Origin of the sequence: Pseudomonas sp. NUPR-001, from assembly GCF_052147955.1 — a bacterium.
Classification (GTDB): Bacteria; Pseudomonadota; Gammaproteobacteria; order Pseudomonadales; family Pseudomonadaceae; genus Aquipseudomonas.
This window is the reverse complement of record NZ_CP197353.1, coordinates 426053-450134: the sequence shown is the minus strand read 5'-3', so window position 1 is coordinate 450134 and position 24082 is coordinate 426053. Positions and strand designations below refer to the sequence as shown.

Sequence of the window (24082 nt, the reverse complement as noted above, 5' to 3'; positions counted from 1 at the left end):
GACCACTGGGGCCTATAGCTCAGTCGGTTAGAGCAGAGGACTCATAATCCTTTGGTCCACGGTTCGAGTCCGTGTGGGCCCACCAAACAAAAAAGCCGCGCATTGCGCGGCTTTTTCGTGCCTGTAGAAAACCATCCGTTGAACCACGCCCTGATTAGGCCACAGACCGATTCAACGGGTAGGCAATTCTTAGAAATTCAGCCGAAACATCGTTCTCCAGAAGTTCTTGAGGGGAGATCGACGGTGCCGATTCCAATTGTGCTCCCACCACTCGTCTTCATTCCTGACCACGCTTTCGATATCACTGCCGGTCGCTGACGCAGCATGTTGGCGAAACAGCATCGGGAACACGCAGTGTTGTTTTATGCGCTTTTTAAATACAACGTCTACAGGTGTTCCGTTGTATGAGGAGTCGGCCAATATCTGGCAACCATCGCGCGACAGAATATAGGCATGCAGCGCCACAACCCGGCCACGAGCAATGAATGGAAACCAGGTCAACCAGGTTCTCCCCATGCTGTAACCCAAATGCAAGGCCTCAAAACGACGCGTACGGATAAAGCGATTGATCCAGCGAATCGGCGTTGCCTTCAATTCGTAGGGTTTGACGTCATCTTCAAAAATCAGAACTCGCTCCAGGCCTTGAGCCAGAGCGACTTTTGCCAAGGCCTGATGCGACTCGTAGCAACCTTTGACCGGGTCTTCGTTTCGCTCGACAACGTGGAATATCACTTGGTTTTCGAGCAAATTCCCTAAGGTCTGTCTGAACAACTCACGCCTGTCGGTGCGTTCTTTAAGCGAAATACAGTACACAGCATCTACATCAAACTTGATCTTACTCACCACACAATCCTTGAACCACCAACTAATCCTGAGATACCGCTAACGCGCGGCCGCGGATCTTAGCTGATTGTTCAAACAGGCAAAAAAAATTGTTTAATGCGGGCTGTTTCAGCTCCATCCGAAGCTCAAATAGCGCAGCCTGTTACCTTGCTCAACGGCGGGTGGAGTCGATAGGCTATTACCCTCATTCCATCATCATGCTATGTGGCCTTCGCCAGAGAGTTTCCATGTCCGACAGCCGCCCCGTCACCCTTGACGATATCGATCGCCAGCTGATCTCGCTGCTGCAAATCAATGCCCGCGAAAGCGTTGCCACCCTCGCCCGGCAACTGGGTATTGCCCGCACCACGGTAACTTCGCGCCTGGCTCGCCTGGAAAAAACCAAAGTCATCAGTGGCTACGGTGTGCGCCTGGGTCAGCGTTTAGTCGATGGTGGTTTGCAGGCGTATGTCGGGATCAAGGTACAACCACGTTCAGGCAAGGAAGTGGTGCGTCGCCTCAGCGCCATGGGACAGGTGCAGCAACTTTGTGCGGTAAGTGGTGAGTTCGATTATGTGGCTTGGTTACGCAGCGACTCGCCGGAGCAACTGGATCAACTGCTCGACCAGATTGGCAGTGTCGATGGCGTGGAGAAGACCACCACTTCGATCATCCTCAGCAGCAAAGTAGACCGCGGGTAGGAGCGGGCTTGCCCCGCGATTGCAATATGTCTGGTGAACCGCAATCGCGGGGCAAGCCCGCTCCTACCGATTTCGTCGATATGATCTATTGGTAAGTCATAACGACTGAAAACAGCGCATATCGACGACACATTGCTTCTTAATTACGTAACCACCACCCTCTAAACTGACCGCCAGCAGCTCCTATACTCAAGCTCCGCATCCTGCGCAGCCCTGGCAAGGTCATCTATGAACAAGAACAATCGCCACCCCGCCGACGGCAAGAAACCTGTCACCATCTTCGGCCCGGATTTTCCCTTCGCCTTTGACGACTGGATCGAACATCCCGCAGGCCTGGGCAGTATTCCCGCTGAGCGTCACGGCGAAGAGGTCGCGATTGTCGGTGCCGGCATCGCAGGGCTGGTGGCGGCCTACGAGCTGATGAAGCTGGGCCTTAAGCCAGTGGTGTACGAAGCCTCGAAAATGGGCGGTCGCCTGCGTTCGCAAACCTTCGAGGGCACCGATGGCATCATCGCCGAACTCGGCGGTATGCGTTTTCCGGTGTCGTCCACGGCGTTCTATCACTACGTCGACAAACTCGGCCTGCAGACCAAACCGTTCCCCAACCCGCTGACTCCGGCATCCGGCAGTACGGTAATCGATCTGGAAGGCCAGACCCATTACGCCGAAAAGCTCTCCGACCTGCCCAAGCTGTTCCAGGAGGTTGCCGATGCCTGGGCCGACGCTCTGGAAGACGGCGCCCGCTTTGGCGATATCCAGCAGGCGATTCGTGATCGCGACGTACCCCGCCTGAAAGCGCTGTGGAACACCTTGGTGCCGCTCTGGGACGACCGCACCTTTTACGACTTTGTCGCCACCTCCAAGGCGTTTGCCAAGCTCAGCTTCCTGCACCGCGAAGTGTTCGGTCAGGTCGGCTTCGGCACTGGTGGCTGGGATTCAGACTTCCCCAACTCGATGCTGGAAATCTTCCGCGTGGTCATGACCAACTGCGACGACCATCAGCACTTGGTAGTAGGCGGCGTCGAGCAGGTACCCCTGGGCATCTGGCGCCACGTGCCTGAACGTTGCGCGCACTGGCCGGCAGGCACCAGCCTCAGCTCGCTGCACCGTGGCGCGCCGCGCCCGGGGGTGAAAAGCATCGCCCGCAACGCTGATGGCAGCCTGGCCGTCACTGACAACTGGGGTGACACACGCCATTACGCGGCAGTGCTCACCACGTGCCAGAGCTGGCTGCTGACCACCCAGATCGAATGCGAAGAATCGCTGTTCTCGCAGAAGATGTGGATGGCCCTGGACCGCACCCGCTACATGCAGTCATCGAAGACCTTCGTCATGGTCGATCGCCCCTTCTGGAAAGACAAAGACCCGGAAACTGGCCGCGACCTGATGAGCATGACGCTGACCGACCGCCTGACCCGCGGCACCTACCTGTTCGATAACGGCGACGATAAACCGGGGGTCATCTGCCTGTCCTACTCATGGATGAGCGATGCCCTGAAGATGCTCCCGCACCCAGTGGAAAAACGCGTGAAGCTGGCGCTCGATGCGTTGAAGAAGATCTACCCGAAAGTGGACATCGCCGGCCACATCATCGGCGATCCAATCACCGTGTCGTGGGAAGCCGATCCGCATTTCCTCGGGGCCTTCAAAGGTGCCCTGCCCGGCCATTACCGTTACAACCAGCGCATGTACGCGCATTTCATGCAGCAGGACATGCCTGCCGAACAGCGCGGTATTTTCATCGCCGGTGACGACGTGTCCTGGACCCCGGCGTGGGTCGAGGGCGCGGTACAAACCTCGCTCAATGCGGTGTGGGGTATCATGACTCACTTCGGAGGACATACCCATCCGGACAACCCAGGCCCTGGCGATGTGTTCAATGAAATCGGACCGATCGCACTGGCCGACTGACGGGAGAAACGCCATGCGCATCGCGCTGTATCAAGGTGCTCCACAACCTCTGGATGTACCCGGCAACCTTGAGCGCCTGCACCAACAGGCGCAGCTGGCGGCAGCACGTGGCGTCGAGTTGCTGGTGTGCCCGGAGATGTTTCTGACCGGCTACAACATCGGCAGCGAAGCCGTGGCGCGCCTGGCCGAGGCCGAAGACGGGCCGTCGGCCATGGCCGTGGTAGAGATCGCCCAGAGCAACCGTATCGCCATTGCCTACGGCTACCCAGAACTGGCCGAGGACGGGCGCATCTACAATGCCGTGCAACTGATCGACGCCCACGGCAGCAGCCTGTGCAACTACCGCAAAACCCACCTGTTCGGCGGTCTCGACCGGGCGATGTTCAGCCCCGGGCCTGATCACTTTCCAGTGGTGGAGTTGAACGGTTGGCGTTTGGGCTTGTTGATCTGCTACGACATCGAGTTTCCGGAAAATGCCCGGCGCCTGGCGCTGGCCGGTGCCGAACTGATTCTGGTGCCGACCGCCAACATGGTGCCCTACGACTTCGTTTGCCAGGTAACCGTGCGCGCCCGTGCCTATGAAAACCAGTGCTATCTGGCCTACGCCAACTATTGCGGCAGCGAAGACGAGATTCACTATTGCGGGCAAAGCAGTATCGTCGGGCCAGACGGCAGCCTCCTGGCCATGGCCGGTCGTGACAGCGCCTTGTTGCAAGCGGATCTGGAACTGCAGCGGGTTCACGAAGGGCGCGCCAACACGCCTTATCTGCACGACCTGCGCCCCGAGCTGTATGGCGATCCACGGGAGCGCGGATAATCCGCTAGCATGACGGTTCGCGCTGCAACGGAACCGTCATGCCTAGCTCTGTGCAACACCTCACCCTCGACAACGGCCTGCAGGTCATCCTGCGCCACGCCCCGCAGCTAAAGCGCTGTGCTGCCGCAGTGCGGGTGCAGGCCGGCAGTCATGACGCCCCACGCGCCTACCCTGGGCTCGCGCACTTTCTCGAACACCTGTTGTTCCTCGGCACCCAACGCTTTCCGGTCGACGATGGCCTGATGCGTTACGTGCAGCGTCACGGCGGACAGGTCAATGCCAGTACCCGCGAGCGCAGCACCGATTACTTCTTCGAAGTCCCGCAAGCGGCGTTTGCAGGTAGTCTTGAGCGTTTGTGCGACATGCTCGCTCACCCGTGTTTCGATCTGCAGCAACAACTGCGCGAGCGTGAAGTGATCCATGCCGAGTTCATCGCCTGGTCTCGTAACCCACAAGCTCAGGCTCAGTTCGCGCTGCTTCAGAGCGTCTCCAATGAACACCCGTTGCACAGTTTCCAGGCCGGCAATCGCTACAGTCTGCCGGTGCACAGCCCGGCCTTTCAGGCAGCGTTATCGGGCTATCACCAGCGTTACTACCAGGCAGGACAAATGATCTTGAGCCTATGCGGTCCGCAAAGCCTTGAGCAACTTCAAGCGCTGGCACGCAGTGCTGCAAGCCGTCTCGCCAGTGCCGAGCAGATCGAGCGCTCAGCGCCGGTAAAACTTGCCGACAGCAGACTGGCGCCACGATTGAGCGGCCAGCAACTGGATCTGCTTCACGTCATTGAGCAACAACCACCAGGCCTGGATCAGGCCATCGACTACCTCTGCACCTGGCTCACCGATGCACGCCCCGGCGGACTGGTAGCGACGCTGCGCCAGCGTGGCTGGTTGCATGCAATCGACAGCGCCCCTCTGTACAGCTTTGCCGGGCAGACTTTGCTGCATACCCGGCTGAGGCTCAATGATGCTGCGGTGGCCGCCCCGGTAGAGGAGCTGCTGCAAGATTGGTTGCGGTTTTTCCGCGACGCCGACCGCACTTCGCTGAACCAGGAGTACGCGCGCTTGCAGCGGAGTCGCGCGCAGACTGCGAGCGCCCTGGAGCTGGCCTGCCGTGACAGCGCGGCCCGGCCATTTACAGGTATGGACAAGCAAGCTGAGCAAGCGCTGAACAGCGTGCTCAACGCACTGCTGCAAGACAGCTCAGCGCCAGGCACTGAGCCCTGGTATTTACCGGCCCCGGAGCCATTGCTCAACGTACAGTTCCCCGACACCGGCACACACCCGCTGCCGGCCGGCCTGACCGTGAGCCCGTTGCTACCCCCTGCGCGCCAGCACGGGGTCGTCTACATCCGCTGGCAGGTCTCGGCGGCGCTGCAGGATCGACTCTGGCCGGTGGTCAATCGAGCGCTGCACTCGTTGAAAGAGCGTGCACTCAAGGCTGGCGTCAGCGTGCAATTGGACACCAGCGACGCGTTCTGGCAACTGCGTTGCGCAGGCATTCCCGACACTGTCGTCTCGGTGGTCCAGCAAGCGCTGATGGTATTGCAACACCCAAGTGCAGCCGACTGGGCCAGCGAGCCTATGGGCGAGCCCGAGAACATGCCGATTCGGGTCTTGCTGCGCCTGCTGCCCGAGCACCTGTTCAGCCACAAACAGCCAACCTTGCCCAACGGCCAGTTGAACGAAAACGATCTGCAGCGCTTGTGGGCGCAGGCCCAGTGGCAAGCGATGGCGAGCGGTTTCGAGCCGCGTTTGCAACACGCGCTCAATGCGGCTCTGCAACAGGTTCCCGGACACCCAGGCAGTCATCGACCGCTGTCGCTAGAGGCGGTTCGTCGCTGGAAAGTGCTCGCGCCCCGCGCCAGTGAGCAGGCTCTGCTGCTGTTCTGCCCGCTAGCTGCCGCTGACGAGGCCTGCGGCCGCTTGTTGGCACAACACCTTCAGGGGCCGTTCTACCAACGCCTGCGGGTTGAGCTGCAATTGGGCTACGCCGTGTTCAGCGCCTTCCGTCAGCTACAGGGCTGTAGCGGCTTGCTGTTCGGCGTACAGTCAGCGAACGCCAGCCACGAACAGATCCTCAGCCATATCCATGAGTTTCTTGCGCCCCTAGCGTCTACCCTGAGGTGTAACCCCGAAGCCCGTCTGGCCCTCGCCGACCAGATGGACGAAGCGGTCATGAGCAATGCCGACGTCGCCGAATGGGCCTGGCAGGCCCAGCTGGCTGGCCGCGAGCGAGCCCGGCTGACGGAGCTGAAGGCAGCTATTCTCGGCGTAGATGAGCAGAAGCTGCGCCGATGTGCCGACGATCTGTTGCACGCCAGGCAAGGCTGGATTTGTCTGGCCAATGGCCCCGCCCCAGACACTGGCGGCTGGGTAAGCGAGTCATTCTTGTCAAAAATGTAACGACGTTTATCGCAGATTTAACCTTTCAGCACTGCAATTTTTAGTAAGATAGCGCAATCTTTGCTTTTAGAGCCCCTCCTGACGAGGGTGAACTAAATAAGTAGATGTCCAACCCCAGACCTATCCGGAAGGAGTAATCCCATGTGGACCAAACCTGCTTACACTGACCTGCGTATCGGTTTTGAAGTGACCATGTATTTCGCAAGCCGCTGAGTTCGCTTGCGTGCCAACGCCTCGGTCAGCCGGGGCGTTTTTGTTTCAAGACGCGGCAGGAGAGGCCATGTACATCCAGATTCTAGGTTCCGCCGCCGGTGGTGGATTCCCGCAGTGGAACTGCAACTGCGAGAACTGCAAAGGCTTTCGTGACGGCACCTTGCGCGCATCGGCGCGTACCCAGTCATCGATTGCCCTCTCCGACGACGGCGTCCACTGGGTGTTGTGCAATGCCTCGCCCGATATCCGCGCGCAACTGCAAGGCTTCGCCCCCATGCAACCGGCGCGCGCCCTGCGCGACAGCGGTATCAACGCAATCATCCTGCTCGACAGCCAGATCGATCACACCACCGGCCTGTTGAGTTTGCGCGAGGGCTGCCCCCATCAAGTCTGGTGCACCGAGATGGTCCATCAAGACCTGAGCAGCGGCTTTCCGCTGTTCAACATGCTCAGCCACTGGAATGGCGGCCTTCAGTGGAACCGCATCAAGCTGCAGGGCAGCTTTGTGATTGAGGCCTGCCCGAACCTGCGCTTCACCCCGTTCCCGTTGCGCAGCGCTGCCCCGCCCTATTCACCGCACCGCTTCGATCCACACCCAGGCGACAACCTCGGGCTGATGGTCCAAGACCTGCGCACGGGCGGCAAACTCTTCTATGCCCCGGGCCTTGGTCAGGTCGATGAAAACCTGCTGCAGATGATGGCCGACGCCGACTGCCTGCTGGTCGACGGCACCCTCTGGGACGACGATGAAATGCAGCGCCGTGGGGTTGGCACGCGCACCGGACGCGAGATGGGCCACCTGGCACAGAACGGCCCCGGCGGCATGCTGGAGGTGCTGGAAGGTTTCCCGAGGCAACGCAAGGTACTTATCCACATCAACAACACCAACCCGATCCTCGATGAAGATTCAGCCGAACGCGCTGAACTGGATCGCCGCGGCGTCGAAGTGGCCTTCGACGGTATGAGCATCACTCTCTAGGAGCCAACATGAGCGACGCCAAAGCACTGTCTCCCGCCGAATTCGAACAGGCCCTGCGCGCCAAAGGCGCTTACTACCACATCCATCACCCCTACCATGTGGCGATGTATGAAGGCCGCGCCAGCCGCGAGCAGATTCAGGGCTGGGTAGCCAACCGCTTCTACTATCAGGTGAACATTCCGCTCAAGGATGCCGCGATCCTCGCCAATTGCCCGGACCGCGAGGTGCGCCGCGAGTGGATTCAGCGCCTGCTCGACCATGACGGCGCCCCCGGTGAAGACGGTGGTATCGAAGCCTGGCTGCGTCTGGGCCAGGCGGTTGGCCTGGACCCTGAGCAACTGCGCTCGCAGGAGCTGGTGCTGCCCGGCGTTCGCTTTGCAGTCGATGCCTACGTCAACTTTGCACGGCGCGCCAGTTGGCAGGAAGCGGCCAGCAGTTCACTGACCGAACTGTTCGCCCCGCAGATTCACCAGTCGCGCCTGGACAGCTGGCCGCAGCACTACCCGTGGATCGATCCGGCCGGCTACCAGTACTTTCGCACGCGCCTGGGCCAGGCCCGGCGTGATGTTGAACACGGGCTGGCGATCACCCTGCAGCACTACACTACAGTAGAGGCCCAGCAACGCATGCTGGAGATCCTGCAGTTCAAACTGGACATCCTCTGGAGCATGCTCGATGCCATGAGCATGGCCTATGAACTGAACCGACCGCCCTATCACAGTGTCACCAGCGAACGGGTCTGGCACAAAGGTATCGCCTTATGAGTTTTGATCGCGCACACATCCCGAAATGGCGAGCGGGTTATCGCTTCCAGTACGAGCCCGCGCAAAAGGCCCATGTGCTGCTGTACCCCGAGGGCATGATCAAGCTCAACGAGAGCGCCGCGCTGATCGGCGGGCTGATCGATGGCCAGCGTGATGTGGCGGCAATCATCACCGTGCTGGACCAGCAATTCCCCGGTGTAGCCGAGCTTGCTGATGACATCGAGCAATTCATGGAGGTCGCCCGTGCCGAACACTGGATCGTCCTTGAGTGAAGTGCCGGCCAAACCGGAGGTCGGCTTGCCGCTCTGGCTGCTCGCCGAGCTGACCTACCGTTGCCCACTGCAATGCCCCTACTGCTCCAACCCTCTGGACTTTGCAGCCCAGGGCCAGGAGTTGACCACCGAACAGTGGTTCAAGGTCATGGCCGAAGCCCGCGAAATGGGCGCGGCGCAGTTGGGCTTTTCCGGTGGCGAACCGCTGGTGCGCCAGGACCTCGCCGAGCTGATCGGCGAAGGCCGACGCCTGGGGTACTACACCAACCTGATCACCTCCGGCATCGGTTTGACCGAAGCAAAAATTGCGGCGTTCAAAGCGGCCGGCCTGGACCACATCCAGATCAGCTTTCAGGCCAGCGACGAGCAGGTCAACAACCTGCTGGCCGGCTCGAAAAAAGCTTTCGCGCAAAAGCTCGAAATGGCCCGCGCGGTCAAAGCCCACGGCTATCCGATGGTGCTGAACTTCGTCACCCACCGGCACAACATCGACAAGATCGACCGCATCATCGAGCTGTGCATCGCCCTGGATGCCGACTTCGTCGAATTGGCCACCTGCCAGTTCTATGGTTGGGCACAGTTGAACCGCGTCGGCTTGCTACCGACCCGTGCCCAGCTGGAGCGCGCCGAGCGCATCACCAACGAGTACCGCGAGCGGCTCAAGGCTGCCGGTAATCCGTGCAAGCTGATTTTCGTCACCCCGGACTACTACGAAGAACGCCCCAAAGGCTGCATGAACGGCTGGGGCAGCGTGTTCCTCACAGTGACGCCAGACGGTACCGCGTTGCCGTGTCACGGTGCTCGCCAGCTACCGGTGCAGTTTCCCAACGTGCGCGAGCACAGCATGCAGCACATCTGGTACGACTCGTTCGGCTTCAACCGCTTTCGCGGCTACGACTGGATGCCCGAGCCGTGCCGCTCCTGTGACGAGAAAGAAAAGGACTTTGGCGGCTGTCGCTGTCAGGCTTTTATGCTCACCGGTGATGCCAGCAATGCCGACCCGGTGTGCGCCAAGTCAGCCGACCACGGCATCATCCTCAAAGCCCGCGAAGAAGCCGAGCACGCCCAGTTGAACATCGACGAGTTAACCTTCCGCAATGAGCGAAATTCCCGTGTCATCGCCCGTGGCTGAGCGCTTCAGCGCCGAGCAGGCTGTAGCCGCTGGCACCGACTTTGCCGAATTGCGGGTCGGTCCTCAGGGCTTGTTCTGGAATGAATTCCGCCCGCGTGATGGCGCCTGTCGGATCTGGCACTGGCGTGATGGCCAGGCGCATTGTCTGACCCCGGATGGCTTCAGCGTGCGCAGCCGGGTCTACGAGTACGGCGGTGGCAGCTTCTGCCTGAGCGACAACGGCCTGGTGTTCGTCAACGAGGCCGATCAGCAGCTCTACAGCCAGGACCTGCAAGGCGGTGCGCCCCAGCCCTTGACCCAAGGCACACGCCGTTACGGCGATCTACGCTGGGCGGCAGGCCAGGTTTTGGCGGTGGAAGAAACCCATGGCGCTGAAAGGGTTGAACATCGTCTGGTGGCCATCAGCGCACAGCAGCGAGAAGTGCTCGCCGAAGGGGCCGACTTCTATGCTTCGCCGACCCTGAGCGCTGATGGCACGCGCCTGGCCTGGATCGAATGGAGTCGCCCCGAACAACCCTGGACGGCGAGCAGGCTGCTGTGCTGTGAGCGGATGGAAGACGGCGGTTGGGGCGAGGCGTTTTGCGTCGCAGGCCAGCAAGGCCCGGCGCAATCGCTGCAGCAGCCACGCTTTGATGAACAGGGTCGCTTGTACTGCCTGTCTGACCGCAACGGTTTCTGGCAGCCGTGGGGGGAAACAGACCAAGGCTGGCGTGCACTTGCGGCCCCCCATGCCGATCACGCTGCAGCGCCGTGGCAACTGGGTGCCTGCACCTGGTTACCGCTGGATCAACAACAGTACCTGGCGACCTGGTTCGAAGGCGGCTTCAATCGCCTTGGCCTGTGTCAGGCTGACGGCTCACTGCAAGCGGTAGAAACCGAGTACAGCCGCTTGCGCTGCCTGGATCTGGATCAACACAGGTTCTATGCCATTGCTGCATCGCCCACCCGCCCGCCTGCGGTGATTGCCATCAACCGCGCGGACCATCATGTGCAAGTGCTGGCCGGCGGCACCTCGCCGCTGCCGGCCGAATGCATCAGCCGCCCGCAACCACTGAGTTACCCCAGCGGTGACGGCACCGCTCACGGTTTTTTCTACCCGGCCATGAACGGCAGCCAACGCCCACCGCTGATCGTCTTCGTCCATGGCGGGCCGACGTCGGCCTGCTACCCGGCGCTCGACCTGCGTATCCAGTATTGGACGCAACGCGGCTTCGCGGTCGCCGACCTCAACTACCGCGGCAGTACCGGCTACGGTCGGGCGTATCGCCAGGCCCTGCACCTGCGTTGGGGAGAAATTGATGTCGAGGATGCCTGCGCGGTGGTTGAGCACCTGGCCCAGCGCTGCCTGATCGACCCGCGCCAGGCGTTCATCCGCGGCGGCAGCGCCGGTGGCTACACCACGCTGTGCGCCCTGGCCTTCCATGATGTGTTTCGCGCCGGTGCCAGCCTCTATGGGGTCAGCGATCCACAAGCGCTGGCCCGGGCTACGCACAAGTTCGAAGGCGACTACCTGGACTGGCTGATCGGTGATCCGCTGGCCGATGCCGAGCGCTATCAGCAGCGCACGCCCTTGCTTCATGCCTCAGGCATCAAGGTGCCGGTGATTTTCTTTCAGGGTGAACTGGATGCGGTGGTCGTACCTGAACAGACCCGCTCGATGCTGGCAGCGCTCAAGGCCAATGGTATTCAGGCTGAAGGGCACTTCTACCCTTCGGAGCGTCATGGCTTTCGCACGGCGGCCAACCTGGCCCATGCGCTGGAAGAGGAATGGCGGTTCTATCAGCGGGTACTCACCCGGTAGGAGCGGGCTTGCCCCGCGATGCAATGTGACTGACAGATCGAGATCGCGGGGCAAGCCCGCTCCTACAGGATCACCAAAACCTAGCGCTTGGCGATGATATACACCGCATGCACGATGCCCGGAATGTACCCCAGCAACGTCAGCAAGATATTGAGCCAGAACGCACCGCCAAAGCCGACCTGCAGGAACACGCCAAGCGGTGGCAAGAGAATGGCGATGATGATGCGGATAAAGTCCATTGAAGCAGCTCCCTTTAGTGATGTACTAGAACAGACTGTAGCGCTGGCTCAGGGTTCAACCGATAAAAAAACGCCCCGGGCCAAAAACTACAGGCCCAGGGCGATGCGCAGGAACGCTAGACGGTTCAGAAAATTCGAGGGGCTCAGGCCGTGGCTTCACGACGCTGGTGTTGCTGCGCCGAATGCACCCGGGCAAAAGCCCGCGCCAAGCGCAGAAGCATTTCATCAATGTTGCCCTTGCTCACTGTCAGGGCGGGCGACAAGCGCAGTACATCGGGTTGCGGGGCGTTCAGCAGCAAGCCTTCCTGCAGCGCGGCCTTGACCAGTTCGCCAGCGTTGTCTTCGCTCAGTTGCAGTGCCCACAGCAGGCCCTGACCACGCACCTCACCCTGAGCATAACGACCGGCCAGGCGGCTCAGGCCGTCACGCAAGTGGCGTCCGGAATCCTGCACGTGCTCGAAGAAACCCGGCTCCAGCACGGTCTCCAGCACTGCCAGGCCCGCTGCACTCATCAGTGCATTGCCGTGATGGCTGCCTTCCAGCTCACCGGCTTCGGCACAGCAGGCGCTGCCCCGCGCAAGCAAGGCGGCCAGCGGCACACCTCCGCCCAAGCCCTTGCCCAAGGTGATGATGTCGGCGCGCACGTCGTAGGTTTGCTCGGCTAGCAAGGCACCGCAGCGGCCCACACCGGTCTGTACTTCATCCAGAATCAACAGGATGCCCAGCTCACGGCACAGGCGCTCGACACCCTTGAGGTACGCGGCGGTCGCCGGAATTACCCCGGCTTCGCCCTGGATCGGTTCAAGCATGATCGCCACGGTGCGCGAATCAACAGCCGCGTGCAGGGCTTCCAGGTCATTGAACGGCACCTTGCTGAAACCTGGCAGGCCAGGCTCGCAGCGATTGCAGGGCGACGGATCTGACGCCGACAGCGCGCCCAGGCTACGCCCATGACAACTCTGGCTGGCGGTGATGATGTGATAGGCGCCATTGCGATGCAGTTGCCCCCACTTGCGCGCCAGCTTGATCGCTCCTTCGCAGGCCTCGGCGCCGCTGTTGAGCAGGTAAGCCTGGTCACTGTCGGAGCTCTGGCACAGCAGGTTGACCAGTTTCAGCAAGCCACGGTTATGAAAACCGGCACCCGGGTTGATCAGCGCCTGGGCCTGACCGCTTAAGGCTTTGACCAGTACGCTTGGGCTATGACCGAGGCTATTGACTGCGCAGCCCTGAGTGAAATCGAGATAGGCGTGGCCTTGATTGTCCCAAAGCCAGGAGCCTTGACCGCGTACGAACACCTGCGGCGCGCGCTCGGTGGCAGGCATCAGGTACTCGCGAGACAGTGTGTCACGAGGCGCCTCGGTAACCGTTACCGGTTTGCGTTCAGCTACTACGGGCGTCGGGCGGCGAAAACTGAACAGATTCATGTTTTCAACCCTTTTGCCAATCCTATGTAAACAATATCGAGATACACAGTTTTCATCCCGCCTCGTGGCCCTGCAAGCCTTGTGAATACGGGATAGACTAGGCGCATCGGCGGCTAACAGCCATTTGGTTTTTCGAGCATTTTTGATAAGTATTACTTATGGATTTTCGCCAACTGCGTTATTTCGTCGCGGTCTATGAAGAAGGCCATGTGGGCCGGGCGGCCGAGCGCCTGTCGTTGTCGCAACCGGCGCTCTCACAGCAGATTCGCCAGCTTGAACATAGCCTGGATGTCAGCCTGTTCGAGCGTGGCAACAAGCGCCTGCTGCCGACCCTCGCCGCGCACACGCTGTACAACCATGCCTTGCCCCTGCTCGACGGCATGCAGCGGGCCCGCGAGGCGCTGCGCAACTTCAAAGGGCAGTCACTGCGCACCCTGGCCATTGGCGTCCTGCAAACGGTACGTCCGAGCCTGGTGCCGCAGTTGCTCGATAAGGTGCGCAAGGCACAGCCGCACCTGGTGGTGCAGATTTACGAACTGTCGGGCCTGGAGATCGAGCGGCGCCTGCTCAATGGCAGCCTGGACATCGGCATCAGCTATCTGCCGCCACGCCAACCTGGCTTACACGGCTTGCTGCTGTACGAAGATGAACTGCAACTGGTCATCCCCAACACTCATCCATTGCGTGAATTCAAGAAAGTCTCGCTCAAGCAGGCTGCCGAGCTGCCCATGTTGCTGCTCGGCGAAGAGTTTCAGGTGCGCCAGATCTGGCAGACGCAATTGGCCAACCTGGGCCGGCGGCCACAGGTACAGGCAGAAATGAACAACATGGGCGGGATTCTCGACAGCCTCGGCCACACTTCGCTGGCAACCGTGCTGCCGGGCCGCGCCAAGGAAGTGGTCGAAGACGATCAGGAACTGCTGTGGAAGCCACTGAGTGAGCCGCGCGTGCCGCTCAAGATTGGCCTGGTGTTCCGCGACGCACAGCGCCAGCAAGCTTCGGTCGAGCTGCTGCGCACCCTGCTGGAAGAGGAAACCGACCCTCGGCACCTTGGGGTCTCTCCTCTGGACGTACTGGGCTGAAGCCCTCTGCAACTTTTCTTCAGGCAAAAGAAAACCCCGCCGAGGCGGGGCTTTGCAGACTGTTTCCCTGACATCCTTTTCGCCCCACCATCCTGGCAGGAATCCTACGTGTCCGTGTTCTGTACAGTGCGCTTCCTGCGCGACGTCCATGTGTGAAGATTAGCTGTGGATCCAATCTTTCGATAGAGGCTAAAAGTCATCACGTCGTGTAAGCAAATGCTTACACGACGTGACTGGGTCAGAATTGAGCCGCATCCAGCAGGTACAACGACTCGCTACCTGCCTTCACCGAAGCGCTGAGCGAGTGGATACGCGGCAGCAGGCGGGCGAAGTAGAAGCGTGCGGTACCGAGCTTACTGGCGTAGAAATCGTCTTCGCCCTGCTTGGCCAATGCGGTGCGCGCCATCAGTGCCCACATGTACGCATAAGCGGTATAGCCGAATACCTGCAGGTATTCCACCGACGCGGCGCCAATTTCATTCGGATTGTTCTTGGCGCGGTCCAGCACCCAGGCCGTCAGGTCGTCGAGGTTGTCCAGCGCCGCATTCAGCGGTTTGACGAATTCAGCCAACTCGCCGCCAGCACTGGCAGTGAAGTGGCGGATCTCGTCGGCAAACAGTTTGTACAGTGCACCGCCGCTACCCACCACCTTGCGGCCCATCAGGTCCAGGGCCTGAATGCCGTTGGTGCCTTCGTAAATCTGGGTGATGCGCACGTCGCGCACCAGTTGCTCCTGGCCCCACTCGCGAATGTAACCATGGCCACCGAACACTTGCTGGCCGTGCACCGCCGTTTCCAGGCCGAGGTCGGTCAGGAACGCTTTGGCGACCGGGGTCAGCAGGGCGACCAGGTCTTCGGCACGCTTGCGGGTGCTGGCGTCTTCGCTGAACTTGGCGGTGTCAAGTTGCATCGCCACATAGGTGGAGAAAGCCCGGCCACCTTCGTTCAGCGCCTTCATGGTCAGCAGCATACGGCGCACGTCCGGATGCACGATGATCGGATCAGCGACCTTGTCCTTGGCTTGCGGGCCGGTCGGTGCACGGCTCTGCAGGCGGTCACGGGCGTATTCGATGGCGTTCTGGTAAGAGCGCTCGGCCGACGCCAGGCCCTGAATACCCACGCCCAGGCGCTCGTAGTTCATCATGGTAAACATTGCCGCCAGGCCTTTGTTCGGCTCACCGACCAGATAACCTACGGCTTCATCGAAGTTCATCACGCAGGTGGCCGAAGCCTGAATACCCATCTTGTGCTCGATCGAGCCACAGTTGGCCGGGTTGCGCGCGCCGAGGCTACCGTCCGGGTTGACCAGGAACTTGGGTACCAGGAACAGGGAAATGCCCTTTGGCCCGGCCGGTGCGTCCGGCAGCTTGGCCAGCACCAGATGAATGATGTTTTCGGTCAGGTCGTGCTCACCACCGGTGATGAAAATCTTGGTGCCGCTGACTTTGTAGCTGCCGTCAGCCTGAGGCTCGGCCTTGGTACGAATGATCCCGAGGTCAGTGCCTGCATGCGGTTCGGTCAGGCACATGGAGCCTGCCCAGACACCGGCGTACATGTTCGGCAGGTACTTTTCCTTGAGCTCATCACTGGCATGCGCGTTGATCGACAGGCAGGCGCCCGCGGTCAGCATCGGGTACAGACCAAACGCCAGGCTCGAGGAGTTGACCATTTCCTCGACTTGCGCCGAGATCACCTTGGGCATGCCCATACCGCCGTAGACCGGGTCACCGCCAACGCCAACCCAACCACCTTCGGCATAGGTTTTGTAGGCGTCGATGAAACCGGCTGGGGTACGCACGGCACCGTTGTCCCAATGGCAGCCTTCTTCATCGCCACTGCGGCTGAGCGGGGCGATGCTCTTGCCAGTGACCTTGCCCGCCTCCTCCAGCACCGCCAGAGCGGTTTCTTCATCGACCGCTTCGGCCAAGCCCGGCAATTGCGCCCACAGTTTGGACACTTCGAAGACTTCATTGAGGACGAAGCGCATATCGCGCAGGGGCGCTTTATAGTCAGCCATGGCAACCTCTCACACTAGAGTCGGGGGCGGCCCCACGGGACCGCGTCACTGTTATGCAGGCAGTGTAACCGAACAACTTTTGCGAGACATAGGGTCATCTAGCGACCGAATGGTCAACTTTAGTCACACCGTACGAATTGCCCCACGCTTGGCCTGATGACCATAAGCCATGACGCAGTTACGCCCCGCGCCCTTGGCGCTGTAGAGCGCCTGGTCGGCCGATTTGAGCACTTCGTCGGGTGAGCGGTGATCGATCAGACGCTCACTCACACCAATACTGATGGTGACCGACACGCTGGACGCCGCTGAGGCTCCGCGCCGTTGGCGACCCTGCTGATCGTCCTGAGGTCGGCTCTCCTGGTTACGCAACTGGATGTTGTAGTTGGCGATCACCTCGCGTACTGCTTCCAGATGCGGCAGGCATTCCTCGATGCTTTTACCGGCGAACACCAGCGCAAACTCTTCACCCCCGTAACGATAGGCGCGGCCACCACCGGTGACCTTCGACAACTTGCTCGCCACCAGACGCAGCACCTGATCGCCGACGTCGTGACCGTGGGTGTCGTTGAATTTCTTGAAGTGGTCGACGTCGGTCATCGCCAGCACATAATTACGCCCCAGGCGCTGCATCCGCTCATTGAGCGCCCGGCGCCCGGGCAAGCCGGTCAGTTCATCACGAAAGGCCATCTGATAGGCCTCGTGGGAAACCGCTGCGGCAATCATCAGCATCACCTGGCTGCACATGATGTTCAGGGTGAACGGCAGGATGAAGGTTTGCGGCAGCATCCAGAAAATCCCGATCAGGCCGACGATCTGCGCTGCATGCAGGGGCCTGGGCTGACGCAGGTACTGCACCACGAGCACCACGAAAGCAATCAAGAACACCGGATAAGCCAGCTGAATCAAACTCATCCACTGGCCATGCAGTGACGGCCAGCGAATCTCGGCCAACCAGCCCAGCAGCGCCTGGGGAAAACTTTGCTCCAGGCCCAGGGCGACACTGCCCACGGCCAGCAGAACGGCAAAGCGCGCAACCATGTCCTGGAACAGATGGGTACGTTCTTGCCAGGCACCGTAAAGGGCGAACATCAGCGGCAACAGCAAGCAGACCAGATGGAAAACAACCGCCGCATCTTCCCGTACGCGAGCGTTGTCACGGTAAAAGTCGGCCTGGGTATCGAGCAGGAAATAGGCGATGTACACCGTGGCCATCAGGAACAGCTCGCGCTGACGGCGATACACGGTGCAATAGGCACCACCCAGCAACAAAACCAGGGTAGGCAAAACATTGAACAGCGACGTGAAAAAGACGTTGAGGTCTTTCACATACGCGGCAGCGAGCCCAGACACCAGCAGACAAACTGACGGCAGGAAGTGGCTTGGGCGTACAGCGGATAAACGAAACAAGGGTAATCTCCGACCCGGCAGATCAATAATGGCATTGTGCCTTTAATGTATCGGCAGCGCACATGAATAGATGAATACCCTTTGTAGGAGCGGCGGTGCGGCGACCCGACTTGCCCCGCGATGCGATGTGACTGACAGATCGCATCGCGGGGCAAGCCCGCTCCTACCAGACCAAAAAAAAACGCCTGCCGGTGAGGGCAGGCGTTTTGTGTTACCGCAGCTAACTCAGTACGAGAGACCGAAGTGCTCTTCGTTCATGTCCATCAGGTTGTTGGCACCCGACAGCATGGTAGCAACGTGAGTACGGGTACGCGGCAGGATGCGCTGGAAGTAGAAGCGCGCGGTCTGCAGTTTGGCGGTGTAGAACGCCTCATCAGCAGTACCGGCAGCCAGCTTCTCGGCAGCCAGGCGTGCCATGTCGGCCCAGAAGTAAGCCAGGCAGGCGTAGCCGGAGTACATCAGGTAGTCCACCGAAGCAGCACCGACTTCTTCGCGGTCTTTCATCGCGGCCATACCAACCTTCATGGTCAGCTCGCCCCACTCTTTGTTCAGTTGGGCCAGCGGTGCAACGAACTCGCTGATCGCTTCGTTGCCTTCGTTGCCCTGGCAGAACTTGTGCACGATCTTGGTGAAGCCTTTGAGTGCTTCGCCCTGGGTCATCAGTACCTTACGACCGAGCAGGTCCAGCGCCTGAATACCGGTGGTGCCTTCGTACAGCATGGAGATTCGGCTGTCGCGTACGTTCTGCTCCATGCCCCACTCGGCGATGAAGCCGTGGCCGCCGTAGATCTGCACACCGTGGTTGGCCGCTTCAAAACCAACTTCGGTCATGAACGCCTTGGCGATTGGAGTCATGAACGCCAACAGCGCGTCGGCTTTCTTCTTCTCTTCTTCGTCCTGGCTGTATTTGACGATGTCGACCTGCTTGGCAGTGAAGTACACCATCGCACGGTTACCTTCGGCGAAGGCCTTCATGGTCAGCAGCATACGACGTACGTCTGGGTGGACGATGATCGGGTCAGCCGCTTTTTCTGGCGCTTTCGGGCCAGTCAGCGAGCGCATTTGCAGGCGGTCGCGAGCGTATTTCAGGCCGCCCTGGAACGCTACTTCAGCGTGGGCCAGGCCTTGCAGCGCGGTACCCAGGCGAGCGGTGTTCATGAAGGTGAACATGCAGTTCAGGCCTTTGTTGGCCGGGCCGATCAGGTAACCGGTAGCCGCGTCGAAGTTCATCACGCAGGTGGCGTTACCGTGGATGCCCATCTTGTGTTCGATGGAACCACAGCTGACGTTGTTGCGTTCACCCACAGCGCCTTCGGCGGTCGGCAGGAACTTCGGCACGATGAACAGCGAGATGCCTTTGGTGCCAGCTGGTGCATCGGGCAGACGCGCCAGCACGATGTGCACGATGTTGCCGGCCATGTCGTGTTCACCGGCCGAGATGAAGATCTTGGTACCGGTCACTTTGTAGGAACCATCGGCCTGAGGCTCAGCCTTGGTGCGCAGCATGCCCAGGTCGGTGCCGCAATGCGGTTCGGTCAGGCACATGGTGCCGGTCCACTCGCCAGACACCAGCTTGGTCAGGTAGGTCTCCTGCTGCTCAGGGGTGCCGTGCTCGGAAATCGTGTTCATCGCGCCGTGGGACAGGCCAGGGTACATACCCCAGGACCAGTTCGACTCACCGACCATTTCGCTGATTGCCAGGCCCAGCGACTCAGGCAAGCCCTGACCGCCGTGCTCGACATCGTGCGCCAAGCTCGGCCAGCCGCCTTCGACGAACTGGTTGTAGGCTTCCTTGAAACCGGTAGGGGTTTTCACGCCCGACTCGCTCCAGGTGCAGCCTTCCAGGTCACCAACGCGATTCAGCGGGGCCAGTACCTGTTCACAAAACTTGGCGCCTTCTTCAAGGATGGCATTCACCATGTCTGGAGTGGCGTCCTGGCAAGCCGGCAGGCTCTGATAATGCGCTTCGTAACCCAGCAGCTCGTCACGAACGAAGCGAATATCACGCAAGGGGGCTTTGTAATCAGGCATAGCGATGAACCTCTGCTGATGAATCCTGGATTGGGAGACCGACCAGCTCTTGGTGGCTTTCGGTCAAACAGTTGTTTGAAACATACGTTTACGCCGAAAACTTGTCAAGCATCAACCAGGAGACTCACCGGTCATGTAAAACTGCGCGTTTGTGCCGCTGAAAACCGGCACGAACGCGCAGCCAGGCGCCTGCCAGCAACGGCAAGGCGCTGATACTCAAAGACTAGTTGAAGGTGCGCGGCAAACGCGCCAGAAAGGTCAGGCGTAGGTGTCGATCAATGTGCCAAGCATTTCGTCGGATGCTTTGGCGACTTTGACACCCAATTCGACCTGATGCTTGCCCAAGGCCATTTCCACCGTGCTGGTGGTCAGGTCCATTTGCTGACTGCGATCGACCGAACGCAGGCGCTCGGCCTGATAGTCACTGGACTGGCTGGTGGCTGCGCGCTCGACAGTGGTGTTGGCGATCTGGCTGGCAGCCTGGTCGACCCGGCTCTGCCCGGCCTGGATAGCGCCCAGCCCTGCGTAGAATGCTGAGTTGCCCGAGATTTCCATGTCAAAACTCCATGATGCTGAAGGCGAACAGCACTTATTGAAGCAGACCCACCGATAAAAGGCCCGTTGAAAACGCTAATAGCATGTTGCCATGCAATAGACTCAGGCTAGTCCAGCAGGTCCAACTGCAAGTGTTCCGCCACCGCTTCGGCGCTTGCCTGCTTGAGTTTTGGTACCCGTCCCAGGCACGGCGCGGGCAACCGCTCGGCCAGACTGGCGAGGTTCTCTTCAAGACGCGAGGTGCGCGGGTCGACAATGTTGGCCACCCAGCCGGCCAGCTGCAAACCATCCCGAGCAATGGCTTCAGCACTGAGTAAGGCATGGTTGATACACCCAAGACGCACACCCACCACCAGAATGACCGGCAGCTTCAAGGCAATCGCCAGGTCCGACAAGTTAGCCTGATCAGACAGCGGCACGCGCCAGCCTCCGGCGCCTTCGATCAAGGTGAAGTCAGCACCTTGGGCAAGTACCTGTTGCATGGGCTTGAGCAACGCCTGAACACTCAGCGCGACCCCCGCCTCACGGGCAGCCAGATGCGGGGCAATCGCCGGTTCAAACGCGAAGGGATTGACCTGGTCGTACGGCAGCTTGATCGAACTCTGTGCAATCAGCGCCAGCGCATCATCGTTGCGCAGGCCTTTGTTGGTAGCCGCGCACCCCGAAGCCACCGGCTTGGCGCCCAAGGTACTCAGTCCTACCAACTGCGCTGCATGCAGCAACCCGGCAGCCACCGTGGTTTTGCCGACGTCAGTGTCGGTCCCGGCGATGAAATAGGCTGGGCTCATCTCAATTCCCTTCTGTCAGCGGCTTTTGCAGTACACCGTAGACTACTTGATAGGTGGCGGGCAGCCCTGGCGCTTGGCGAAACTGCTCATAAGCCTGCAACAGCCCCTGCATGCGCGCCCGACCGGTCAGCCCGGCTGGGCGCCCCGGGTTGATATTGTGCGCGCCGAGGGCCTTGAGCTCATGGGTCAGGCTACGAACATCGGGGTAATACAGCACATGAGGACGCGCCTGCAGGCTCACCACGCGTAATTCACTGTGCGCACACAAGCGCTGGTAGTCCTGCAACTGACGGAAGCGATTGACATGCACCAGGCCATCGACCGCCTGCCAGCTCTCGCGCAGCTCATGCAATGTTCCTGCACAGAGGCTGGCAAACGCCAGCACACCACCCGGCTGCAGCACGCGAAAGGCCTCATCGAGCACCGCGCGAAAATCGCTGCACCACTGCACCGCCAGGCTGGTGAAGATCAGATCGACACTGGCGCTGTGCAGGGGCAAACGCTCGGCATCACCGGCCACATAGTGGTGTGCGCCCTCTTGCCCGCGCGCGTGCTGGAGCATGCCTTCGGCGATGTCCACGGCAACGCCGGCGGCCTGTGGAAAACGGCTGCGCAGGGCTCGGCTGAAATAGCCGGTGCCGCTGCCCAGGTCGAGCCAGCGCTGCGGCTCGACGCTGTCGGGCAATTGCTCAAGCAATGCGCTGCCCACTGCGCGTTGCAGCTCGGCAACGCTGTCGTAACTGGCGGCCGCACGCGAGAACGAGGCGGCGACCTGACGCTTGTCGGGCAAGGCACCGGGCAGGCCCGGCAGAGAAAGATCAGTCATCGCCACTCTCATGTACAAAGGCCTTTATGGCTGCCGCCAACTCATGAGGTGTTTCCATCACAAAACCATGAGCACTGTCTTCCAGCAGCCCGACTTCCACGTCGGGCAGTTCTTCTAGCAATACCCCGGCAACTTCTGCCGGTACCAGCCCGTCACGGCCAGCGAACAGGTGCAATTGCGGGCCGCCATAGGCCTGCAGCGCAGCGCGGGTGTCGAGCTTGCCCAAGACCTCAAGCCCGGCCACCAGTTGCTCGGGAGCAGGCTCCGGCAGGCTGGCGCCGAGTAAGCGGGCCAGGCTGCGAGGCTCTTCGGCGCCCTGGCTGCACAAGGAAATGAAGCGTTTCAAGGTCACCTGGGTGTGGTAGCGGCAACCCTCGAGAAAGGTCTGGAAGGTGTCCGGCGCCATTCCGTGCGGCCAATCGGGGCGGCTGATAAAGCTGAGGTTGCTGCCCAGGGTGATCAGCCCACAGCAGTCATCACCACGGCGCGCCGCCAGCTCGGCAGCCAGCATGCCGCCCAGCGACCAGCCGCCGAGCCAGGCATTGCGCGGCAATTGCCCATCGAGCTTGTCGAGCCAGTCCTTCGGCTCGCTCGACACCAGAGTGGGCAAGTCATGAATCTCGACCTGCAAGCCGGGATCGATGGCGCGTAACGCCGCCACCAACGGCTGCAGTGCAGAACGTCCCAAACCCCAGCCCGGTAACAGTATCAGTCGATTACGCATCAGCAGGCTCCAGCAGCGGATAACAGTCGGCCAACGCATCCAACAATAGCTGCACCTGCGCCGCGCTGTGCGCCGCACTCAAGGTCACCCGCAGGCGCGCGCTGCCAGCCGGGACCGTCGGCGGGCGAATAGCGGTGACTAGCAAGCCGCGCTCACGCAGCATCTGCGACAGGCGCAAGGCACGCGCGCTGTCGCCAATCAGGATCGGCTGAATCGGGGTGAAGCTGTCCATCAACTGCAGGCCGATCTGCTCGGCGCCACTGCGAAACTGTTGGATCAGTGCGGCCAGATGCTCACGGCGCCAGTGCTCGCTGCGCAACAATTGCAGGCTGCGCAAGGTGGCACAGGCCAGCGCAGGTGGCTGGCTGGTGGTGTAGATATAAGGACGGGCGAATTGAATCAGGCATTCGATCAGTTCTTCACTGCCCGCCACGAACGCACCGGCCGTACCGCAGGCCTTGCCCAGCGTGCCGATCAACACCGACACCTGCTCATGGCTCAAACCGAAATGCTCGACGATCCCGCCACCGTTGCGGCCCAGGGTACCCAGGCCATGGGCGTCATCGACCATCAACCAGGCATCGCGCGCCTTGGAAGTTGAGGCCAGGGCTGGCAGGTCGGCGATGTCGCCATCCATGCTGAAAACCCCATCGGTGACCACCAGGGTATTGCCCACCGCCTTGTCCAGGCGACTGGCAAGGCTTGCCGCATCGTTATGCAGGTAGCGGTTGAAGCGTGCGCCACTGAGCAACCCGGCATCCAGCAGCGAGGCGTGATTGAGGCGGTCTTGCAGGACCGTGTCGCCCTGCCCCACCAAGGCGGTCAGTGCGCCCAGATTGGCCATGTAGCCGGTGGAAAACAGCAGTGCGCGCGGGCGGCCAGTGAGGTCGGCCAAGGCCTCTTCCACTTCGTGATGCGGCGCGCTGTGGCCAATCACCAGATGCGAAGCGCCACCACCCACGCCCCAGCGCTCGGCGCCAGCACGCCAGGCGGCGATCACCTCGGGATGATTGGCCAGGCCCAGGTAGTCGTTGCTACAAAAGGCCAGCAACGGCTGACCGTCGACCACCACTTCCGGGCCTTGCGGGCTTTGCAGTAATGGGCGCTGCCGGTACAGGTCAGCGGCGCGGCGTTGTTCCAGCCGCGCACGAAGATCGAAAGCCATGACCGCC

The 24082-nt window shown here is 60.7% G+C and carries 22 protein-coding genes and 1 tRNA gene; 12 read left to right on the top strand and 11 right to left on the bottom strand.

Annotated features, from left to right (window positions below):
• The first annotated feature begins 8 nt into the window (after positions 1-8).
• Positions 9-85: transfer RNA gene (locus ACP6KB_RS02005), tRNA-Ile, on the top strand.
• A gap of 104 nt (positions 86-189) precedes the next feature.
• Here the strand turns inward: ACP6KB_RS02005 and ACP6KB_RS02000 are convergent.
• Entirely contained in the window at positions 190-843 is a 654-nt protein-coding gene (locus ACP6KB_RS02000) for a hypothetical protein (RefSeq protein WP_442111755.1), read from the bottom strand.
• A 227-nt stretch (positions 844-1070) separates the two neighbouring features.
• Here ACP6KB_RS02000 and ACP6KB_RS01995 point away from each other — a divergent pair, with 227 nt between their 5' ends.
• The 10 genes from ACP6KB_RS01995 (at position 1071) to ACP6KB_RS01950 (ending at position 11817) form a co-directional block, all read left to right on the top strand.
• On the top strand, positions 1071-1523 hold the full coding sequence (locus ACP6KB_RS01995) for an Lrp/AsnC family transcriptional regulator (RefSeq protein ID WP_442111753.1): 453 nt from the start codon (positions 1071-1073) through the stop codon (positions 1521-1523).
• Between the two features lie 228 nt (positions 1524-1751).
• Positions 1752-3434: a flavin monoamine oxidase family protein gene (locus ACP6KB_RS01990; RefSeq protein ID WP_442111751.1), complete on the top strand. Its 1683-nt coding sequence runs from the start codon at positions 1752-1754 to the stop codon at positions 3432-3434.
• Positions 3435-3447: 13 nt separating this feature from the next.
• Positions 3448-4251: a carbon-nitrogen hydrolase family protein gene (locus tag ACP6KB_RS01985; RefSeq protein ID WP_442111749.1), complete on the top strand. Its 804-nt coding sequence runs from the start codon at positions 3448-3450 to the stop codon at positions 4249-4251.
• 38 nt (positions 4252-4289) lie between these two features.
• Positions 4290-6656, top strand: a complete 2367-nt coding sequence (gene pqqF, locus ACP6KB_RS01980) for a pyrroloquinoline quinone biosynthesis protein PqqF (protein WP_442111747.1) — start codon at positions 4290-4292, stop codon at positions 6654-6656.
• Positions 6657-6797: 141 nt separating this feature from the next.
• Positions 6798-6869, top strand: a complete 72-nt coding sequence (pqqA, locus tag ACP6KB_RS01975) for a pyrroloquinoline quinone precursor peptide PqqA (protein WP_008365141.1) — start codon at positions 6798-6800, stop codon at positions 6867-6869.
• Between the two features lie 67 nt (positions 6870-6936).
• The gene (gene pqqB, locus ACP6KB_RS01970; RefSeq protein WP_442111745.1) at positions 6937-7848 is read left to right on the top strand and encodes a pyrroloquinoline quinone biosynthesis protein PqqB; all 912 of its coding nucleotides are present in this window, start codon (positions 6937-6939) and stop codon (positions 7846-7848) included.
• Between the two features lie 8 nt (positions 7849-7856).
• Positions 7857-8612 (top strand): pyrroloquinoline-quinone synthase PqqC, encoded by a 756-nt coding sequence (pqqC, locus tag ACP6KB_RS01965; protein WP_442111744.1) that lies wholly within the window; start codon positions 7857-7859, stop codon positions 8610-8612.
• Entirely contained in the window at positions 8609-8884 is a 276-nt protein-coding gene (gene pqqD, locus ACP6KB_RS01960; RefSeq protein ID WP_442111742.1) for a pyrroloquinoline quinone biosynthesis peptide chaperone PqqD, read from the top strand. The genes pqqC and pqqD overlap by 4 nt, the downstream gene beginning before the upstream one ends.
• Positions 8856-10016: a pyrroloquinoline quinone biosynthesis protein PqqE gene (pqqE, locus tag ACP6KB_RS01955; protein WP_442111740.1), complete on the top strand. Its 1161-nt coding sequence runs from the start codon at positions 8856-8858 to the stop codon at positions 10014-10016. The genes pqqD and pqqE overlap by 29 nt, the downstream gene beginning before the upstream one ends.
• Positions 9982-11817: a S9 family peptidase gene (locus ACP6KB_RS01950; RefSeq protein WP_442111738.1), complete on the top strand. Its 1836-nt coding sequence runs from the start codon at positions 9982-9984 to the stop codon at positions 11815-11817. Before pqqE ends, ACP6KB_RS01950 begins: the two co-directional genes overlap by 35 nt.
• An 80-nt stretch (positions 11818-11897) precedes the next feature.
• Here ACP6KB_RS01950 and ACP6KB_RS01945 read toward each other — a convergent pair whose 3' ends face one another.
• On the bottom strand, positions 11898-12056 hold the full coding sequence (locus ACP6KB_RS01945) for a YqaE/Pmp3 family membrane protein (protein WP_003177654.1): 159 nt from the start codon (positions 12054-12056) through the stop codon (positions 11898-11900).
• Between the two features lie 143 nt (positions 12057-12199).
• The gene (locus tag ACP6KB_RS01940; RefSeq protein ID WP_442111736.1) at positions 12200-13480 is read right to left on the bottom strand and encodes an aspartate aminotransferase family protein; all 1281 of its coding nucleotides are present in this window, start codon (positions 13478-13480) and stop codon (positions 12200-12202) included.
• 158 nt (positions 13481-13638) lie between these two features.
• Between ACP6KB_RS01940 and ACP6KB_RS01935 the strand changes: the two genes are divergently transcribed.
• A complete protein-coding gene (locus tag ACP6KB_RS01935; protein WP_442111735.1) occupies positions 13639-14562 on the top strand; it encodes a LysR family transcriptional regulator in 924 nt (307 codons plus the stop codon).
• Between the two features lie 238 nt (positions 14563-14800).
• Here the strand turns inward: ACP6KB_RS01935 and ACP6KB_RS01930 are convergent, their stop codons facing one another.
• The 8 genes from ACP6KB_RS01930 to bioF form a co-directional block, all read right to left on the bottom strand.
• Positions 14801-16579 (bottom strand): acyl-CoA dehydrogenase C-terminal domain-containing protein, encoded by a 1779-nt coding sequence (locus tag ACP6KB_RS01930; protein WP_442111733.1) that lies wholly within the window; start codon positions 16577-16579, stop codon positions 14801-14803.
• A gap of 123 nt (positions 16580-16702) precedes the next feature.
• The gene (locus tag ACP6KB_RS01925) at positions 16703-17986 is read right to left on the bottom strand and encodes a GGDEF domain-containing protein (RefSeq protein ID WP_442111731.1); all 1284 of its coding nucleotides are present in this window, start codon (positions 17984-17986) and stop codon (positions 16703-16705) included.
• Positions 17987-18211: 225 nt separating this feature from the next.
• Positions 18212-20017, bottom strand: coding sequence for a phenylacyl-CoA dehydrogenase (locus tag ACP6KB_RS01920; RefSeq protein WP_442111730.1), 1806 nt, complete (start codon positions 20015-20017; stop codon positions 18212-18214).
• Positions 20018-20275: 258 nt separating this feature from the next.
• Positions 20276-20572, bottom strand: coding sequence for a pyrroloquinoline quinone biosynthesis protein PqqE (locus ACP6KB_RS01915; protein ID WP_442111728.1), 297 nt, complete (start codon positions 20570-20572; stop codon positions 20276-20278).
• Between the two features lie 107 nt (positions 20573-20679).
• Positions 20680-21360 (bottom strand): dethiobiotin synthase, encoded by a 681-nt coding sequence (gene bioD, locus ACP6KB_RS01910; protein WP_442111726.1) that lies wholly within the window; start codon positions 21358-21360, stop codon positions 20680-20682.
• A gap of 1 nt (position 21361) precedes the next feature.
• The gene (gene bioC, locus ACP6KB_RS01905; RefSeq protein ID WP_442111725.1) at positions 21362-22186 is read right to left on the bottom strand and encodes a malonyl-ACP O-methyltransferase BioC; all 825 of its coding nucleotides are present in this window, start codon (positions 22184-22186) and stop codon (positions 21362-21364) included.
• Positions 22179-22910 (bottom strand): alpha/beta fold hydrolase, encoded by a 732-nt coding sequence (locus ACP6KB_RS01900; RefSeq protein ID WP_442111723.1) that lies wholly within the window; start codon positions 22908-22910, stop codon positions 22179-22181. The genes bioC and ACP6KB_RS01900 overlap by 8 nt, the downstream gene beginning before the upstream one ends.
• Positions 22903-24075 carry an 8-amino-7-oxononanoate synthase gene (bioF, locus tag ACP6KB_RS01895; RefSeq protein WP_442111721.1) on the bottom strand — a complete coding sequence of 391 codons (1173 nt, stop codon included), beginning with the start codon at positions 24073-24075 and terminating at the stop codon, positions 22903-22905. The genes ACP6KB_RS01900 and bioF overlap by 8 nt, the downstream gene beginning before the upstream one ends.
• Between the last annotated feature and the right edge of the window lie 7 nt (positions 24076-24082).